We start from the raw sequence: 19,340 nt of genomic DNA on the forward strand, positions 1-19,340 counted from the left end.
ATCCTTAACAAGTATCAAGGCTAAATGTATAAAATCAGGTTAATATCTTAATTTCTCAACTATTTTCACTGTACCCCTTACTCCTATTCCACTTGTAAATTAGCTGATTATCAACACTTTTCAAATTTTCAAGCAATAATTCTCTTAAACTGTCCACCTATAGCCTATCTTTTATGAAGTTTTCATATTAAATTTTGAAAATTTTGCTAGTTTAACAAACATTAACAAAGAATCACCAAGGTATATTTATTAAAAAAAGAGGTTTCGCTATCAACGAAACCTCCTCAAAATTTCTCTTCATCTATTCGTTACTACAAAGCTCCAGCTTTTATTTCTTCCACTACTGCTGGGTCTAACAAAGTAGAAGTATCACCTAAATTATTGGTTTCTCCTTCGGCTACTTTTCTTAGAATTCTCCTCATGATTTTTCCAGAGCGTGTTTTAGGCAGGCCACTTACAAATTGTATTTTATCTGGTTTGGCAATAGGTCCAATTACACGGGTTACAGTCGCCAAAATATCTCTACGTGTTAAGTCTGAATCATCTCCCTGAACTTTTTCGCAAATGACATACGCGTAAATACCTTGTCCTTTAATATCGTGTGGATACCCCACTACCGCAGATTCTACAACGCCTAAGTGCATATTAATCGCATTTTCTACCTCTGCCGTACCAATTCTATGACCCGATACATTAATTACATCATCCACACGTCCCGTAATTCTGTAATATCCATCTTCATCACGCATACAGCCATCGCCTGTAAAATAAAGATTTTTATAGGTAGAAAAATACGTTTGGATACAACGCTCATGGTCGCCATAGGTAGTACGAATAATCCCTGGCCATGGGAACTTGATACATAAATTACCCGAAACGCCATTGCCTGTTATCTCCTCTCCTTTTTCATCCACCAAAATTGGTTGCACCCCTGGCAAAGGCAACGTAGCATAAGCTGGTTTTGTTTTGGTAACGCCCGCAATCGGTGAAATCAAAATACCGCCTGTTTCGGTTTGCCACCAAGTATCTACAATCGGACATTTGCCTTTACCGATATTTTCGTTGTACCAATTCCAAGCTTCTTCGTTGATTGGCTCTCCTACTGAACCTAATACTTTTAACGAACTTAAATCTTTTCCGTTGACATAGTCTAACCCAAAGCCCATCAATGAACGAATGGCTGTTGGTGCTGTATATAAAATATCAACTTTATGCTTATCAATCACGTCCCAAAAACGACCCGCATCTGGGTAAGTTGGTACGCCTTCAAACATTAAAGAGGTTGCCCCGTGGCACAATGGACCATAAACGATGTATGAATGTCCCGTAATCCAACCAATATCTGCCGTACAAAAATGAACCTGACCTTGCTGATATTGAAAAACATTGGCAAACGTATAGGTAGCATATACCATATAGCCTCCACAAGTATGTACTACGCCTTTAGGCTTGCCTGTTGAACCAGAGGTATAAAGGATAAATAGCATATCCTCTGCATCCATTTCTTCTGCTGGACAATCAGACGATACCGTTTTTACTTCATTTTCCCACCATACGTCACGACCTTTCAACATTGAAACTGGTGTGCGTGTACGGGTAGAAACAATTACTTTTTGAACGGATGGACATTGAATTAAGGCATCATCTACGGTAGATTTCAGGCCAATTTCTTTATTTCCTCTGAACGAACCGTCTGAAGTAATGACAATATTACATTGTGCATCGTTAATACGGTCGGCAATTGATTGTGCTGAAAAACCTCCGAAAACTACTGAGTGGATTGCTCCGATTCTCGCACAAGCTAATACTGCAATAGCCAATTCTGGAATCATTGGCATGTATATACAAATTCTATCTCCTTTTTTAGCACCGTGTTTCTTCAACACGTTGGCAAACTGACAAACTCTTTGATGAAGCATTTTGTAAGTAAGCGTCACGGATTCCTCATTAGGGTCATTAGATTCCCAGATGATGGCCGCTTGGTCTCCACGGGTTGCCAAATGACGATCAAGCGCATTCTCAGTAATATTCATTTTACCGCCAGCAAACCATTTTGTAGTGGCTGTTGTAAAATCCCATTCCAATGTTTTTTTCCAAGGTTTACGCCATTGAAAATTTTGAGCGATTTCTGCCCAAAAACCTTCAGGGTCTGTTACTGACTGATTATATGCTGATTCGTAATCTTCAAAAGAGCTAATTTGTAAATTCATCATTAATTTGGATATATAAATTGTATGATATTGACTCGCTTCAGAATTTAATATTTTGTACCGTAAAAGTACAAGACATTTTTTTTATTCAAATACACTTTTCTAGGTTTTACGCTAAAATAATATAGCTATTCTTACTAAACAAAGTATAGTTTTTTGATTGATATTTTGAACTTTTACCATAAAAGTATCTTATTTTGCTTAAAAACCTATCAATGACGTATCTATAAGGTGAAATACAAAACATTGCAAGCATCAGGACATTACTACCTCCTAATTTGAAACAATTCCTAATGCCAAAGTATTGATTTTTGCCACTAATGTTCTTGTTGAAAACGGTTTTGAGACATACAAATCTGCACCAGTCAGGTACCCTTTTTCAATATCTGCTTCTTTGTTTTTGGCACTTAAGAATACAATTTTGATATGCTGAAACCGAATGCTTTCTTTGATAATTCTACATACTTCATACCCATCTACACGGGGCATCATAATATCTAATAGAATAATAGAAGGTACTTCTTTTTCAATAATTTCTAAGGCTTCAGAGCCATCACGTGCGATAAAAACACTGTAGCCTTCTTTCTTCATTAAAAATTCTAAAGACATCAAAATGCTAGGTTCATCATCAACGATTAATACTTTTATTATCTTTTTCATATCTTTATTTCAATAGTATATGTGATTATTATTGATGGGTAAGCTAAACAACCGAAATCATAAAAGTGAATTTCGCACCCTTTCCGACTTCACTTTCTACCCAAATTTCTCCGTTATGTAACTCTACAATCTTTTTGGAAATAGCCAACCCTAAGCCACTGCCAATTGGTTTTTTAATGGTTTGGTCTTCTGCTTGAAAAAACTTATCAAAAATCAACCGTTGAGAATGCTTGTCAATTCCAGCACCATTGTCTTGCACACTGATGTAAATATTGTTGTCAGCGTAATGGGTAGCTAATATAATTTCTCCTTTTTGTGGTTCGCAATATTTAACAGCATTCGATAAAAGATTGACTACTACCTGAATTAGTTTGTCTTTATCAGCCTTGAACTTTGGTGCAAAACGGTCAGGAATAAAAACAACCTTTATTTCCTTCTCTTTGGCTTGTTGGTATAGGGCATCGATAGAATCTTTTACAATCTCTTGAATATCAACATCTTCTAAAATCAGCTTTTGCTTACCCGATTCATATTTTTCTAAATCCAGCACTTGATTGATTAGCCTGCTGAGTCTGTCGGATTCCTTTACTACGGTGCTTAAAAAATGTTCTCGTTCCTCCAAGTCCATATCAGGATTATCATAGACAATTTCTGATAATGCCCTGATGGAAGTAAGCGGTGTTCTGATTTCATGGGCAACAGTTGATAAAAAATCGTCTTTGAGTTTATCTGTCTTTTGCAGTATCTCGTTGGCTTCTTTTAGTTCAGTGGTGGCTCTTTCTAAAGCGACAGATTTTCTTTTTAGTTCTTTGTTGGCTGATAATAAACTTTGTGATGATTTCAGTATTCTAATTACTTCTTCTGTCGAAATACTTTCTTCTTTTGAAACCGACGAAATCATCATTCTCGCCGAAGCCGTTCCTACAATACCTGCTAACAATTTTTCAACGTAGGTCACAATTTGTGGGTCAACCTTCGTATTAATCAGCCTAATTTTATGTTTCTGGGCATATAAATTCAATATTTTCTCTGCTCTTTTTTCCCCTAGAAAGTTACTCAATAACGATTGAATATCTGATAAATGAGCCGTCCCTCGCCAAATCGTTGGGTTTTCTACTTGCTCTGAATATTCAAAAATATCTACAAAAATTACTGCCTGATTATGCTCTATCGAACTGACATGACTATTGATGGAGAAATAAACATAACAGAAAATATTCAAGAGTAAGCTCCAGAACAAACCATGCGAAATACTATCCATGCCTTCTAAACCAAACAATGAATAAGGTTTCAAGACCGAAAAGCCCATCAATCCCGTTTCGACAATTGATTCTGGCAGAAAACCAGCCCTCACCATCGACGGGACGACTAAGGTATAAAACCAAAAAAATGTGCCTACTAATAACCCTATTAAAGCTCCTTTTTTAGTAGCATTTTTCCAAAAAATTCCGCCTATAATGGCAGGTCCAAATTGTGATACCGCAGCAAAAGACACCATTCCGTTGGAAACCAACGAGTAATGTTCGGCAATGGTTTTGTAATATAGGTAGGCTAGTAGTAAAATCAAGATAATTGACGCACGACGGATGTATTTTACTAAAGCACTTAAATTCCCTGCAAACCTGTCTTGCATAGTTGTTTTCTTTAGTATCACTGGCATGACGATATTGTTGGAAATCATTACACTCAGGGCGATGGTTTCCACAATAATCATACTAGTGGCTGCCGAAAACCCACCTATGTAGGTAAGGAGGGTAATAAAATCTTGGTTGAATTTTAGCGGAATCGCTAACACGTATCCATCAGAATTCACTAGATGATTGGGAAATAGCAATGCCCCACCCATCGCTATCGGTATTACAAAAATATTGATTAACAATAAATACAAAGGAAAAAGCCAAAGGGCTTTATTGAGGTGCTTTTCATCAACGTTTTCTACGACGGCTACTTGAAACTGGCGTGGTAAAAACATGATGGCCATCATGGATAACAATAAATGCCAAAACCAACCCGAAGTATCCTGTTGGGCGTCTATGACAAAAACTTTCTGTAAGGCAGGGACTTGGGATGCTTTTTGAAAAATATCTCCTAAGCCATCAAAAATAACATAGCTGACAAAAATTCCTACTATCAAAAAAGCGACTAGCTTAATGATAGACTCTACCGCAATGGCTGTTACCATGCCTTCGTGACGCTCGGTAGAGTCGATAGTACGGGTACCAAAGATGATGGTAAAAACGGATAGTACGATGGTAATATAAAAGGCTAAATCATTTGCGAAAAAACCTTGGCTACTGATTTCACCAGAGGCTTCGGCTACAATTAGGAAACTATTTGAAATGGCTTTTAGCTGAATAGCGATGTAGGGTAAAATGCCTAAAATACAGATTATGGTTACGATGACGCCCAAGGTGGCATTTTTGCCATAACGAGAAGAAATGAAATCGGCGATAGAAGTAATCCGTTGGACTTTACAAATCCTGATAATTTTACGAAGGACTATCCACCAAAGGGGCATCATTAAAGACGGTCCGATAAACACCGTTACGAACTCAATGCCATTAGTTACTGCCCTGCCTACTGAGCCATAGAATGTCCATGCCGTACAATAAACTGCTAGAGATAAAGCATAAATATAGGGATTGTTGACAATGCTTTTGCCTTTAGCAGAACGTTGTTCAGCCCAATAAGCTACTCCGAAAAGGAAAACCAGATAGAGCAGAGAGGTTAATATCAATACTGCACTATTCATCTTTATTAATTTCTTGCTCTTTGTTGCGGACGCTCCAATAAATGATAATGATGAATAATACCCAAATAGAAAAGAAATAGAAGTAAAGTGTAGGGATACCATTAATCTTTGTGTCGTGATTGACAATCGAAAGAATAGGGAAATTAAAGAGAATTGTAAACACAACTCCTAAAACCAAAAGTTTTTGATTCTTTAATTTCTCTTTCATGATAAACGATAAGACCTTTGACACCAGACCTTAATTTTATCACAATTTAAGGTAAAAATTTAACTCTTCTCAGAAAGAGATAACTATAGTTGGTAAAATATTATACACAATCATTTTAATAGAAATATCTAAACAAAAAAAATATGAGTCATTTTGATTTTCAATTAAAATAGAGAGGTTTAATAAGCCTCATAGAGGCGATATATCGGTAGTGTTTAAACAACATTTTTCTCTTAGCCCCATCGGGGCGAAATATTTCGCCCCGATGGGGCTAGATTGGGATATTAACATGATATTTCTACCGATATTCTGTTCCTAACGGAACTATCAATCATAAAACATGAGTCATCCCGAATTTCAAAATCATAAAAAAGCGGTTGAAAAACTAATTTGGACCGCTTTTTTATGATTGATGAACAACGAATTCCTACTGTTTGAGCGAAGCGAGTCGGTTCGCCGATGCGATTAGGAATTCTTGATTTTCTTTTGCGGTCCGCCGCGCGGTTACTTTTCTTGTATCAAGACAAGAAAAGTAAGGACAGAACGATAATAAATATCAAACTTCTAAAACTTTTTATTCTAAAGAAAATTTCTTTAAAAACTTTTTCAATTAATTTAATCCTCAGTATCATACTCTCCCGAAAGAGCATACTTTCCAAAAATCAATAATCCTCCAGTAATGATTGGTGTCAATACAATCATGATGATAATACCAAACACTAAATCTTCCTGATTCCCCGAAGCAAATTTAGGAATGCCCAATTCAAAAATCCCAAAATAGGCAGTTGCCAACCCTAAAAGTATCCAAACGATACCTAATATTTTCTTGATGCTATTCATCTCTTTTTAATGATAATGTGTTTTAACATAAATGTTTAATAACGTCGAAATCGTTTAATCTTGAGCAATTAATCTCTGATACTTTTATCCTCCTTGATATATAACAAGCCAATTACAAAACATACGCTTGCTATCAATATTGGATAGTTCAATCCTTCTAAATAAGGCTGAGTATTGATAACAGCCTGCCCAGTTTTTTCAGCTATTTCATTCGTGTCTTTCGCTTTAGTAACCAAATAAGTAGCAATAGCTGGCATTAATCCTCCGAATACACCATTACCTATGTGGTATGGCAGAGACATAGAAGTATAACGAATTTTGACAGGGAACATCTCTACCAAAAAGGCAGCAATGGGTCCATAAGCCATTGTGACAAACACTAATTGAACAAACACTAGCCAAACCAGCGTCCAATGGTCGCTATTGTTGATTTTAACAGTTTTACTGATTTCAGGTTTAGGTTGTTCAGTTTCTGATTTTCCAGCGAGTAAAGTTTGTTTTTTTACTTCTTTATAAGTTGTACCATCTGTATAAACCTTGCTGATAGTCATGGTAATCAATGAATCTGTGGTTGAATTGGCTACTAAAATATGCTTTGTTTCTATTTTTGTTTCAGCACTAATCTCATCTTTATGATTCAAGTTAGTGGTCTGGTACATTTTCTCGTAAATAGGTCGATAGGCAAGAATTGCAAACAACATTCCTGCTAACATGATAGGCTTGCGACCCACTTTATCTGACAACCATCCAAAAAATACAAACAGAGGCGTCCCCATCATTAAGGCAATGATTAATAATGTATTGGCTTGGTCGAAATCTACGTTCATGATTTTCAACAAGAATGTTTGTGCATAAAACTGACCTGTGTACCACACTACGCCTTGTCCCATTGTAGCTCCAAATAAGGCTAATAATACAAATTTGAAGTTTAATTTATTACCAAACGATTCTTTCAATGGGTTGGTTGAAGTTTTTCCTTCCGCCTTGGCTTTGGCAAAAAGCGGTGATTCCGACATATTTTTACGAATCAACACCGATACATAAACCATGATGATAGAAACCATAAAAGGTATACGCCAGCCCCAATCTTCCCATGATTCTTTCGACATCATGTTTTTGGTCAATAATATAACGCCTAGGGAAATAAACAAGCCTGCAGTTGCCGTAATCTGAATCCAAGACGTCCAAAATCCACGTTCATTAGCAGGGGAATGTTCGGCTACATACGTGGCTGCTCCGCCATATTCACCCCCCAAGGCTAGGCCTTGTAAAAGTCTAAGCACTAACACAATCAATGGAGCAAAAAAGCCTATTGTTTCATATTTGGGTACTAAGCCGATGGCAAAAGTAGCTCCGCCCATCAACACTAACGTAACCATAAAGGTATATTTACGACCAATTAAATCGCCCAAGCGACCAAAGAATAATGCTCCGAATGGACGAACAACGAAACCTGCGGCAAAGGTAGCTAACGTAGAAAGGAAAGCTGCTGTAGGATTATCTTTTGGGAAAAACTGGGTTGAAATGATTGTTGCTAAACTGCCAAATATATAAAAATCGTACCATTCAATAAGTGTTCCTACCGACGAAGCGCCAATAATTGCAGCGAGTTGTTTAGTCGAAGTTTTCTTTACTGTGTGTTCTACTGTCATAACGTTAATTAGATAAGGGGTTTTATTTTTAGAGTGAATATTTTATAGTGATTAAAAGCATTAGTACATTATTTATAAGTTTATTGCTAACAGTTATTTCATATTTTAATACAAAAATTCAGTGGCTGAAAACAATTAGTACAATACTAATTTTTATCCTATTTCAGCCATATATTTTTTTGTACTTTAACGTGTTTTTATTGAACACGAACCACCAAAGGTCAAAAAAAAAACTATCTCTTCGACAGCATTGGTATAGTAACGCTATTTAAGTATAGTTCAACAAAAAAAGGGCTAGAAAAATATCCTAGCCCTTCTTCAAATATGTCTTTTATTTATTGACGGAGTATCAAAAATTTAATGTTTCAGACGCTCCCATTTTATCAACATAAACTTATCTCCTAATTCAGTGACAATCATCCCAGAATCCCTCAGATTTTCTCTATCCGCATAAAAAGCCGCTAACTCTTTATGATTCATTATCTTATAGGTAGGGTAATAATCAGAGTTTTTAGGTATTTTGATTTGATATTTTTTCACCCAATTCATCACAGATACGTGCGAAACCCCTAGTAGTCTTTCTATTTCACGATAGCTTACTCCTTCTATATATAATTGTAAAGCTTTGATAACATAATAGGCTGAGATTCCCTTTCCTAGCTTTTCTACTGTAAAGTTATAATTACAGTCTTTACATTTAAAACGTTGTTTTTCTTTGATTACGCCACTTTTAGTAACATTTTGGGAGTCGCAGCGGGGACAATTTGGATTTTTCATAGAAATAATACGATATAGTATATTTAGCAAATATATATCAATTAAGCAACAATACAATACTTAGGATAAACTTATTTTTACACGTGAAAATGGTTTTAAAATCATTTTATTTCAAAATTTTATTTTGAAATAATTAAAATATCAGAATTTTATTCGTTTTGTACAACAAACCATATTAACCCTTGTACATTTCAAAGAAATCAATTCATCAATACTTAGGCTTAACTCAATTTTGCGATTGATTCTTTTATTTTTTCTTTGGCTTGTCTTTTTTGCAAAACATACGGAGGTCTCATTCTCTCTGCACAATCTACAGCTCCACATCTTTCGCACGTTTCATTTACTTTTCGATGTTTCAGGGCTGAATCTTGTAAAAATTGAGCCATACCTTTTAGGGTATCGTCAATGGCAAAACCCAAAGTAACGCTACTATTCATTCTTAAATTTGGAGGCGAAGGCTTTGCCAAACAGATGACTAAATAGTGGTTGCCAGTATCCATGTATTCAGAGACCTGTGCCTTGCATAATACCTTTTCTGCATCATAGCCTTCTGCCTTTTGTATTTTCTCTAAATCTTTTAAAATCGTTAATGCCATCCATCTCCTGCAATAATGTTCGGGGAGTGCCGTGCCATGCGGGGTATGAAGTTTGGCTAGGTGCATTTCTTTGGTTAAATAGAACAAATCATCATCTATTTGATTATTGAAACGAAGGAAAAAAAGATTATTAATCTTAAAATGGTTCGTCATCAAATTAGACAATCTGTGCATAAATATCTCGGGCGTTACATTGAACAATCGCATGATGCTCAACAACATATTTTCGTCCCATTTTGGGGAAGCGAAAAAATATGTCAATCTATCAATCAGAATATCTTTGTTAATCAAAATCGCTCCTGCGAAATAAGATGCCCTAAAATTATTAAGGACTTCTTCGAAAGAATCTACTTCAATAACCGACGAAACATTAGACCTTTTTTTCAATTGTAAAAACTGATAGCCTATTTCTCGCCCATACGTAAAGGTTTTTTGTTCGGTACTTAAATCCTTATTGATGAGTAGTTTTGAAGTAGCTGGATTGAACACCGACCGAATCGAAATTAATTCAGGATATTGTTCTTTTGAAAACTCTTCGATATGATAGCCATAGAAATTTTGAAGGATATCGGCCAAGAGTTTTTCATTAGGCGAGGTAGTAGCAGATATTTCAAAGAGTTTTCTAAATTGCTGGGCTGACTGTTCTAAATCTTCAAAATAGTTATCATACATTTCTTGATATGACCGCAATACTGAAAAGTAAAACTGCTCGACACTCATATCATAATTCCGCCCAATTTCTACAATTGTACTAATAAAGGCACTGATTTTGGCAGGAGCTTCCGACATCAACTCAATAAAGTCAGAAGGTTCAACGCCAAAAATCTCTAAAGGTAACTCCGTAAGAATATTAGAGTTCAATAGTTCAGCAATGGGTTCTAATTGCTTACTCAGCTTTAAGGAAACAAGCGAATCGTAATCTATTGCTAAGGCTTCAGACAAAGCCATTATTTTTTCAGTTTTAGGATATTTCTTCCCTTTTTCAATTTCATTTAAGTATGAAATCGAAAGTTTAGATTTTTCGGCTACTTCGCTTAACGAGAGTTTTTTATCCAGACGCAACTGTCTGATTTTTAGTCCGAATATTATTTTTACTTTATCGCTGTTCACACTCATTGTTATAAAATTTCCACAAAGCTAATACTATTTGCTGGAACATTATACTGGGAAATAAAAATAGCGAATTTTCGCTTTACTCTTCTGTACTCTCCTTTTTTTAATCAATGCTGTGAATTATTTTTCAAATTAATCTAAAAATTGAACTATTATAATATTATACATGAATTTTAACATAAAATTAAATTTATTTTCATATTAGCGAAATTTCGCTTGTTTTTAATTTTACGCTAATATAATTTTGTAAGGCTTTCGAAGGCTTCAATATTTTCAGTTTCGTTTTGATCAAATTAACAATTACAAACATGAAAAATGATACGCTTACTTCTGACCTTAGCGCTATCGCTAAACAAAAAGTGAACCACCCGACCCTAAGCCTTCATACTGATATTCATCTGAATCTCAGTGTTTCAACTTTGATTGAAGAGGCTTTGAAAAACGGAGAAGGAACGCTTACTGACAAAGGTGCATTTATGTGCGACACTGGTAAGTTTACTGGTCGTTCGCCAAAAGACAAGTTTACGGTCTATGACGACAAGACTGCCGACACAGTAGCTTGGGGTGCAATCAACCAAGCCTTTGACCCTGATAAATTCGAGGCTCTTTATCAAAAAATGTTAACATTTGTAGCTAATAAAAAGCTGTACGCTCGTTATAGTTATGCTTGTGCTACTCCCGAACATCGCATCAATGTTTTAATTATCAACACGTTGGCTTGGCACAACCTGTTTTGTCATCATTTGTTTCTCAGACCCACTACAAGTGAAATAGAAATCTTTGAGCCTGAATGGACAATCTTGAATGTGCCTGATTTTGAAGCGAATCCAACGATAGATGGTACTCGTCAAAGTAATTTCACCATCATTGATTTTACCCGAAAAATCATTCTGATTGGCGGAACGGCTTATGCGGGGGAAATGAAAAAGGGAATTTTTACGGTACTGAATTTTACCCTTCCTGAGGAGAAAAAAGTACTTTCGATGCACTGCTCTGCCAATATTGGTGAGGATGGCGACACGGCTTTATTCTTTGGTTTGTCGGGTACAGGAAAAACTACTTTATCTGCCGACCCACACAGAAATCTGATTGGCGACGACGAGCATGGTTGGGACGATAAGCAAGTTTTTAATTTTGAAGGAGGCTGTTATGCTAAAGTAATTAACCTGAGCGAAGAGCAAGAACCTGAGATTTTTAGGGCTATTCGCTATGGTGCTATTTTAGAAAATACTCGTTTCGTTACAGGTACAAAAACGGTAGATTATAGTAACCGAAGTGTGACAGAAAATACTAGAACGGCGTATCCAATTAATTTTATTCCGAATGTAGCAATGCCTTCAGTAGGCAATGCCCCGAAGAATATTTTCTTTCTTACGGCAGATGCCTTTGGAGTGTTACCGCCTATCTCAAAACTGAGTACTGAGCAAGCGATGTACTACTTTGTGGCAGGTTATACGTCTAAATTGGCGGGTACGGAAATGGGCATTAAAGAACCTCAAGCTACCTTTTCGGCTTGCTTTGGGGCTGCCTTTTTACCGCTCCATCCACTTAAATATGCCCATTTACTGGGAGAGAAAATTAAGGCTAGTAACGTACAAGTTTGGCTCATCAATACTGGCTGGTCGGGTGGTGGTTATGGTGTAGGGTCAAGAATAAAATTGACTTATACCCGTGCTATGATTCATGCAGTATTAAAAGGTGAATTAGCGCATACAAATTTCAATAAACATGATATATTTGGTTTAGAAATGCCTGAAGAATGCCCAAATGTGCCAGCAGAGTTGCTTAACCCCAAAAATACATGGGCAGACAAAGACGCTTATGACCAAAAAGCTAAAAGTCTAGCGAAGGCTTTTGAGGAAAATTTTTTAGCGATAAGCTTTTGAGCTGTGAGCTGTGAGCTGTAAGCTTTGAGCTATCAGCTTTCGGTCGTCGGATTTTTTAGCTTTGAGCTATGAGCAGTGAGATTTGAGATTTAGCACCGATTTGCATAAAAAAACCCTGTAGCGGTAACCGCTACGGGTTTAATAAGTTTAAAAACCAAATTCAGTACTTGTATATTCAATACGTGCATATATTATACTTAATACTTAAAAGCTGAAATCCCAAAGCTCATAACTCACGGCTGACAGCTCAAAGCTAAAAAAATCCGATGACCGAAAGCTTACAGCTCACGGCTCAAAGCTCATATCTCACAGCTAAAAAAACCCTTTATACTATGACTAATAATCTGACACTAGCTTTACCTGTTGGCACAACGCTTGATAGATTTATTAATCGTCAACAGGAGGCTTTCCCTTATGCAAAAGGCGAGCTATCGCAATTATTACGAGATATTGCCCTTGCTTCCAAAATCATTAACCGTGAAATCAATCGCGCAGGCTTGATTGATATTACAGGTGCTTTAGGGAGTTCAAACATTCAAGGGGAAGCGCAACAGAAACTGGATATGATTGCTAATATCCGATTTATTCGGGCATTAGTAAATGGTGGTGAAGTAGTGGGGATTCTTTCTGAGGAAGACGATGAGATTATTCAAACAGGGAATTATAATGCCAAGTATGTAGTAGCAATGGACCCCCTAGATGGTTCGTCTAATATTGATGTAAATGTTTCCATCGGAACGATTTTTTCGATTTATAGACGTGTAAGTGATATTGGCTCTCCTGCGGTTGAAGATGATTTTTTACAAGGCGGACGCAAGCAAGTGGCAGCAGGGTATATTCTGTACGGCTCGTCGACTATCATGGTTTATACTACTGGCAAAGGTGTGAATGCCTTTACTTATGAAAATTCATTAGGCGAATATTTTCTGTCGCATGCAGATATAAAAATGCCTGAAGAGGGTAAAATTTATTCCGTGAATGAGGCTTACTTTGAAGAATTCACTAATCCTGTGAAAGACTTTATTCAAGATATGCGCAAGCATTCTGGATGTATGGCTCGTTATATTGGTTCTTTAGTTGGCGATTTTCACCGAAATCTATTGAAGGGAGGTATTTATATGTATCCCCCAACTCGAAAAGCAAAAGAAGGTAAACTAAGATTGCTGTATGAATGCTATCCGTTGGCTTTTGTGATTGAACAGGCAGGCGGATTGTCGTCTGATGGTATGCAAAGTATTTTAGATGTTGTTCCTGAAAGCATTCACCAACGGAATACCGTCTATCTGGGTTCTAAAAATCAGTTAACGCAGTTACAGAAGAAACTGGAAAAATATCACACTTTTTTAATGGAACAAATAAAAGCAGGGCTTTAGTATCCTTCCAAAAATCAATCTCTATTGATTAGTAACATAAAACAAATAAGGCAGGATAATACTTCCTCAACAAAAAAGATTATTTTGCATTCCGATACAATCTCTGTGCAAAATAATCTTTTTAACATGAAAAATATTTACCATATCATCTTCATCATTGGCTTATACTTCATTAACCATTTTGATATAAAGGCTCAATCTAAAAATGCAGAAATTTGGCTGACGAGTCCTGATAAATCTATATTATTCCAGAAACAAGCAAAGACGTTTAACTTTGAAGTTACCAGTAACACTTTGCCCAGTATCATGGTAGACGAAAGTAAAACTTTCCAGAAAATGGATGGTTTTGGGTTTACCCTTACGGGCGGAAGTGCGATGTTGATTAATCAAATGGGGGCTAATGAAAGAAGTGCTTTGTTAAAAGAGCTTTTTGCGACCAATAACAACAATATTGGTGTCAGTTATCTAAGAATTAGCGTGGGTGCTTCCGACTTAGACGACCATGTTTTTTCTTATGATGATTTGCCTAACGGACAAACAGATACTGAACTAGCTAAATTCAACCTCGCTCCCGACCAACAATACCTTATTCCAGTATTAAAACAGATTTTAGCCATTAATCCCGACATTAAAATTCTTGCTTCACCGTGGTCTCCGCCGACTTGGATGAAAACGAATGGGAGTTCAAAAGGTGGAAGTTTGAAGCCCGAATATTATACTACTTACGCTAAATATTTAGCTAAATATGTGCAAGAAATGAAAAAGGAAGGTATCAGAATAGATGCCATGACTGTTCAGAATGAGCCATTACACCCTGGCAATAATCCAAGTCTATTAATGTTGCCAGAAGAACAGGCACTGTTTGTAAAAAAACACCTTGGCCCAACTTTCAAAACAGCGAAAATAGACACCAAGATTATCATTTATGACCATAATGCCGACCGCCCAGATTATCCTATCAGTATTTTAGACGACCCCGAAGCCAAAAAATACATTGATGGCTCAGCCTTTCATTTATATGGCGGAAGTATCCACGCTTTGACGGATGTTCACAATGCCCATCCTGATAAAAACCTATATTTTACAGAGCAGTGGATTGGCAGTCCGGGGAATTTCCCAGGGGATTTAGGCTGGCATATCAAAAGCTTGATTATTGGTGGTCCACGAAACTGGTGTAAGACTGTGTTGGAATGGAACTTAGCCGCCGACCCTAAACAAAACCCACATACTGAAGGTGGCTGTACGGAATGTTTAGGAGCCATTACGATTGATAAAAATAATATTATCCGTAATCCTGCTTATTATATCATTGCCCATGCCTCTAAATTTGTCCGACCAAATTCTGTAAGAATAGCCTCTAACAATACGATGACATTGACAAATGTAGCATTCAAAACGCCAACAGGCAAAAAGGTTTTGATTGTACAAAATGAAAGCATTAAGCCTCAGAAATTCAACATTTCCTATCAAGGCAAAAAAGCAGTGCAGACGTTAGAAGCGGGAATGGTGGCTACTTATGTTTGGTAAGTGTCTTTGAGGAGTATTTATTAATAAAATAAATACTCCTCAAAGTTTTATTGAAACATCTAAATGTCCGTCTAAACCTAGTTCAACAATTCTTTAAAATTTTTATACCCTTTTTTTAATTTCTCTCGCCGTGCTGAGCCACGTTTGCTGTAATACTTATCCTTAAATTTATCAAGGGTTAAAATATTATTTTCTGTTTTCATATTCTTCTTTTATTACATCAAAAATAACACTTCTAACGATAACACGATTCTTAATCAATTAAAAAAATCCCCCACTATCATCCACAAATCCACAAAAGTCATTATTTTTGTTTATACACTTAATACTACACTAAATGAACGAAGCCTTTCTACACTTTCTATGGCAATTTCAATATTTTGATAAATCTTGCCTACAAACTACTGATGATGAAACGATTCAAGTTTTAAGAATTGGACAGCCCAACACCAACGCTGGGGCAGATTTTCAAGATGCCAGACTACTGATTGATGAGGTAGAATGGGCTGGTACGGTTGAAATTCATGTAAAATCTTCTGATTGGAATATCCATGCCCATGATTCGGATGTGGCGTATCAAAACGTAATTCTTCATGTGGTTTGGCAAGATGACAAACCTATTGTAAGAAGTGACAAAACCAAAATACCAACACTGATTCTTTCTAATAAGACGGATTATTCTTTGGCACAGAAATATCAGGCTTTGCTTGAAAGCAAACAGTCTATGGCCTGTTATTCGCAATTCCAGAAGGTATCTGGAGTAAAGAAATATGCGATGCTTGACAAGGTATTGATGCAACGACTAGCAAATAAAGCTTTGTTTGTACATCAATATTTATCCGAAAACAACCAAGATTGGGAAGAAACGGCGTATCAAACATTGGCAAAAAACTTTGGTTTTAAACTAAATGCTGAACCCTTTTTTCGCTTAGCAAAAGCTTTACCTTTGAAAGTACTGGGCAAACATCGTGATAACCTTTTTCAGCTTGAAGCATTGATTTTTGGTGTAGCTGGTTTTTTATCAGCGAATAGTTTGGAGGATGAATATCAAACAAAACTAGCCAAGGAATTTCAATTTCTTTCGGCTAAATACCAACTACAAGGTGATATTCTTGGAGCACACGAATGGAAATATTTACGACTAAGACCTGCTAATTTCCCGACAGTCAGGCTAGCACAATTTGCTAAGATCATTCAAGAAAATATCAATCTGTTTTCGGTAATACTGCATCTCGACAATATCGAAAATGTTTCCAAGACCTTTAAGATAGAACAATCGGATTATTGGCAAGAACACTATGTTTTTGGGAAGGAAGCAACGGGGAAAGTCCCGATTATTGGAGAAACTTCGGTAGAGAATATTGTCATCAATACCGTTGTACCATTGCTAGTATCTTATAGCAAACAAAAAGATGATGAAAGATACCTCGAAAAGGCTATCCGATTTTTAGAAGAATTGCCTGCTGAGAACAATAAAATCACTAAACATTGGCAAACATTAGATTTGCCAATGAAAACAGCTTTTGATTCCCAAGGGGGTATTGAATGGTTCAATCAGTTTTGTAGTACCAAGAAATGCCTTTCTTGTGAAGTAGGCATTAGCTTGTTACGAGAAAAGCTATAATTTCAACCCAAAAGCTAAATCGCCAGCATCACCTAAGCCCGGAACGATGTAATATTTTTCATTCAGATGGTCATCTATTGTTCCAACGAAAAACTCGGCTTCGGGCATATTTCGTTGTAAGTAAGCTATTCCTTCGGGGGCAGTAATGGCAGCAGCAATAATTACTTTGGCAGGTTTGCCGTAGGCTAAGAGTGCCTCATACGATTTTAACAAAGATTTCCCCGTTGCCAACATGGGGTCTATTAAAATAATAGTTTTGCCCGTTAGGTCTGGACTTGCCAAATAATCCATTTGAATGTCAAATGTTTCATCTGCCCGATGTTTACCTCGATATGCCCCAATAAAAGCATTCTGTGCCTTATCGAATACATTAATAAACCCTTGATGAAAAGGCAAACTAGCCCGTAAAATAGCCACCAAAACAGGTTGTTCACTCAAAAGCTCTGTTTTAGCAATGGCTAATGGACTTTGGATAAAAGCCTTTTCATAACTAAGTGTTTTAGAAATCTCATACGCCAATACCTCTCCTAGTCGCTCCATATTTCTTCTGAAACGCATCGCATCTTGTTGAACGGTTACATCACGCAATTCAGCGATAAAATGATTGGCAATTGTGTTGGTTGAAGTTAAGATAAACATAAGTAGTGAGTAGTAAATAGTGATTGGTGAACGATCCGCAGTCGCGGTAGAATTCCTAATTATCCGTTATTTACGATAAATAAAACGTTTCTTCAATTGTATTGATTACTTAATTGTCTGTCTTTTTAGATAGTATTTCAAAGATAATTAACCATTTTTGAACAATCAACTTACTCTATCACAATATCATACTGATATAATAATCCTCTCAATCCATCATAAGAAAACCTTGCTTTTTTGATGGTATTCTTTTCAGGATTAATCGCAAAATGTTCTGCACTCCTAAAGTCTGTTTTTGACAAATTGGTTTGTTCAAAAACAGTATTCAACAAATCGCACTGATTGAAGGAAGCACCCGTCAAATCTGCCTCTGTAAAATTTGCTTCTTGAATTTGGCAATTATCAAATTTCGTTTTCTGAAGTTTCTTTTTGAAAAAGTAGGTATAATTTAAAGAGCAATTTTTGAAATATACTGCAAACAAAAACTCTTTACTGATGCTAAAATCTACCCCTATTATTTTACAATCAATAAATTTTACGGTTTTTAAACTGGTATTATTGATGTTAGCGCTACTAAGATTACAACTTTCAAAAGTACAATCTATAAAATCGTTATTGGAAAGGTTAGCATTAGAAAAATCACAGTTTTTAAAGGTGCAACTATCGTATTCTTTATGGGTAATTGCTTGTTTTGAAAAATCAATCTTCTCAAAAGTTTGCTCATAGAATTCTTCTTTCATTATTGGGTTAGATAATGTTAAGGGCTATTTGGTATTATTATTTTCCAGTTTTTTACTAATTTCAGTCAATAAAGCAAATTGTTTGGCTTGTGTTTCAAAAAGTGTTTTGATTTGCTCTTCCAACAATAAATCCATCTTTTGCTGTAAACTCCTGATTTGAGTTTCTGCTTTGAGGTTAACCAAATAGTCATTTTCGCTTTGTATCCTGTCTTTTTCTTCTTGTCGGTTTTGACTCATCATAATGATGGGTGCTTGCAAGGCTGCAATACATGATAACACCAAGTTCATTAAAATAAAAGGATAAGGGTCAAATCGGAATTTTGCAACTATCAGTGAATTAAAAATTATCCATACAGTAAGGATACTGATAAACATGATAATAAACTTCCAGCTTCCCCCAAATTGAGCTACTTTATCCGAAATAGCTTGTCCTCGTGTAATATTTTCTATCGGTGGATTTAGTTGATCCTCTACGATAAGGCGTTCCGATTTAATCGTATCTTCAACGATTTGGTGAAGTTTTTCAATATGTTGGCTTTCATCAGCTAAAAGCTTGTCTATTTCAGAGTTCTTTTTCATGATTGTAATTGTGAGTTAGTGGGTTGTGAGTTAGTGAGTTTTTAATTAGTGAATTGCGAGTTAGTGTTTTTTTAGTTAAGAGGAATTGTAAATTGTTGGTATTACTTATCAACGTAGAAAAGTTAATTCATTAATTATCAATTAAAAATTCACTAACTGATAAT

The 19,340-nt window shown here is 36.1% G+C and carries 16 protein-coding genes; 4 read left to right on the plus strand and 12 right to left on the minus strand.

The features are described 5' to 3' along the window. Positions 1-311: 311 nt before the first annotated feature. The 8 genes from acs to AC1RNE_RS06675 all read right to left on the minus strand — a co-directional run bounded on the left by acs (position 312) and on the right by AC1RNE_RS06675 (position 10,811). Positions 312-2,225 carry an acetate--CoA ligase gene (gene acs / locus AC1RNE_RS06640; RefSeq protein WP_492803609.1) on the minus strand — a complete coding sequence of 638 codons (1,914 nt, stop codon included), beginning with the start codon at positions 2,223-2,225 and terminating at the stop codon, positions 312-314. A gap of 258 nt (positions 2,226-2,483) precedes the next feature. Continuing rightward, positions 2,484-2,870 carry a response regulator gene (locus tag AC1RNE_RS06645; protein WP_309914481.1) on the minus strand — a complete coding sequence of 129 codons (387 nt, stop codon included), beginning with the start codon at positions 2,868-2,870 and terminating at the stop codon, positions 2,484-2,486. Positions 2,871-2,913: 43 nt separating this feature from the next. Then, complete coding sequence (locus tag AC1RNE_RS06650; RefSeq protein WP_492800239.1) at positions 2,914-5,622, minus strand: ATP-binding protein; 2,709 nt, start codon at positions 5,620-5,622, stop codon at positions 2,914-2,916. Continuing rightward, entirely contained in the window at positions 5,615-5,830 is a 216-nt protein-coding gene (locus AC1RNE_RS06655; protein WP_309914475.1) for a hypothetical protein, read from the minus strand. Before AC1RNE_RS06655 ends, AC1RNE_RS06650 begins: the two co-directional genes overlap by 8 nt. Before the next feature lie 615 nt (positions 5,831-6,445). Further along, the gene (locus AC1RNE_RS06660) at positions 6,446-6,670 is read right to left on the minus strand and encodes a DUF6814 family protein (protein ID WP_492800240.1); all 225 of its coding nucleotides are present in this window, start codon (positions 6,668-6,670) and stop codon (positions 6,446-6,448) included. Between the two features lie 68 nt (positions 6,671-6,738). Beyond that, the gene (locus tag AC1RNE_RS06665; RefSeq protein WP_492800241.1) at positions 6,739-8,322 is read right to left on the minus strand and encodes an MFS transporter; all 1,584 of its coding nucleotides are present in this window, start codon (positions 8,320-8,322) and stop codon (positions 6,739-6,741) included. 357 nt (positions 8,323-8,679) lie between these two features. After that, positions 8,680-9,099, minus strand: a complete 420-nt coding sequence (locus tag AC1RNE_RS06670; protein ID WP_309914468.1) for an IS1/IS1595 family N-terminal zinc-binding domain-containing protein — start codon at positions 9,097-9,099, stop codon at positions 8,680-8,682. Between the two features lie 221 nt (positions 9,100-9,320). Continuing rightward, positions 9,321-10,811 (minus strand): helix-turn-helix domain-containing protein, encoded by a 1,491-nt coding sequence (locus AC1RNE_RS06675; protein WP_492800242.1) that lies wholly within the window; start codon positions 10,809-10,811, stop codon positions 9,321-9,323. A 305-nt stretch (positions 10,812-11,116) separates the two neighbouring features. Here AC1RNE_RS06675 and pckA point away from each other — a divergent pair, with 305 nt between their 5' ends. The 3 genes from pckA to AC1RNE_RS06690 all read left to right on the plus strand — a co-directional run bounded on the left by pckA (position 11,117) and on the right by AC1RNE_RS06690 (position 15,594). Then, positions 11,117-12,694, plus strand: a complete 1,578-nt coding sequence (gene pckA / locus AC1RNE_RS06680) for a phosphoenolpyruvate carboxykinase (ATP) (protein WP_492800243.1) — start codon at positions 11,117-11,119, stop codon at positions 12,692-12,694. A gap of 332 nt (positions 12,695-13,026) precedes the next feature. Further along, on the plus strand, positions 13,027-14,067 hold the full coding sequence (gene fbp / locus AC1RNE_RS06685; protein ID WP_492800244.1) for a class 1 fructose-bisphosphatase: 1,041 nt from the start codon (positions 13,027-13,029) through the stop codon (positions 14,065-14,067). Positions 14,068-14,193: 126 nt separating this feature from the next. After that, entirely contained in the window at positions 14,194-15,594 is a 1,401-nt protein-coding gene (locus AC1RNE_RS06690) for a glycoside hydrolase family 30 protein (RefSeq protein ID WP_492800245.1), read from the plus strand. 77 nt (positions 15,595-15,671) lie between these two features. On the opposite strand, the gene AC1RNE_RS06695 is transcribed toward AC1RNE_RS06690, so the two are convergent. Continuing rightward, positions 15,672-15,797, minus strand: a complete 126-nt coding sequence (locus tag AC1RNE_RS06695; protein ID WP_492800246.1) for a hypothetical protein — start codon at positions 15,795-15,797, stop codon at positions 15,672-15,674. A gap of 134 nt (positions 15,798-15,931) precedes the next feature. Between AC1RNE_RS06695 and AC1RNE_RS06700 the strand changes: the two genes are divergently transcribed. Continuing rightward, positions 15,932-17,218: a DUF2851 family protein gene (locus AC1RNE_RS06700; protein WP_492800247.1), complete on the plus strand. Its 1,287-nt coding sequence runs from the start codon at positions 15,932-15,934 to the stop codon at positions 17,216-17,218. On the opposite strand, the gene upp is transcribed toward AC1RNE_RS06700, so the two are convergent. From upp to AC1RNE_RS06715, 3 genes are all read right to left on the minus strand, one after another. Further along, a complete protein-coding gene (gene upp / locus AC1RNE_RS06705; RefSeq protein WP_492800248.1) occupies positions 17,213-17,857 on the minus strand; it encodes a uracil phosphoribosyltransferase in 645 nt (214 codons plus the stop codon). The genes AC1RNE_RS06700 and upp overlap by 6 nt on opposite strands. A gap of 170 nt (positions 17,858-18,027) precedes the next feature. Beyond that, entirely contained in the window at positions 18,028-18,597 is a 570-nt protein-coding gene (locus tag AC1RNE_RS06710) for a pentapeptide repeat-containing protein (RefSeq protein ID WP_492800249.1), read from the minus strand. 24 nt (positions 18,598-18,621) lie between these two features. Next, positions 18,622-19,176: a DUF1003 domain-containing protein gene (locus tag AC1RNE_RS06715; protein ID WP_492800250.1), complete on the minus strand. Its 555-nt coding sequence runs from the start codon at positions 19,174-19,176 to the stop codon at positions 18,622-18,624. Positions 19,177-19,340 lie beyond the last annotated feature (164 nt).

The sequence above is a fragment of the Arcicella sp. GW822-FHT02H01 genome, assembly GCF_058802005.1.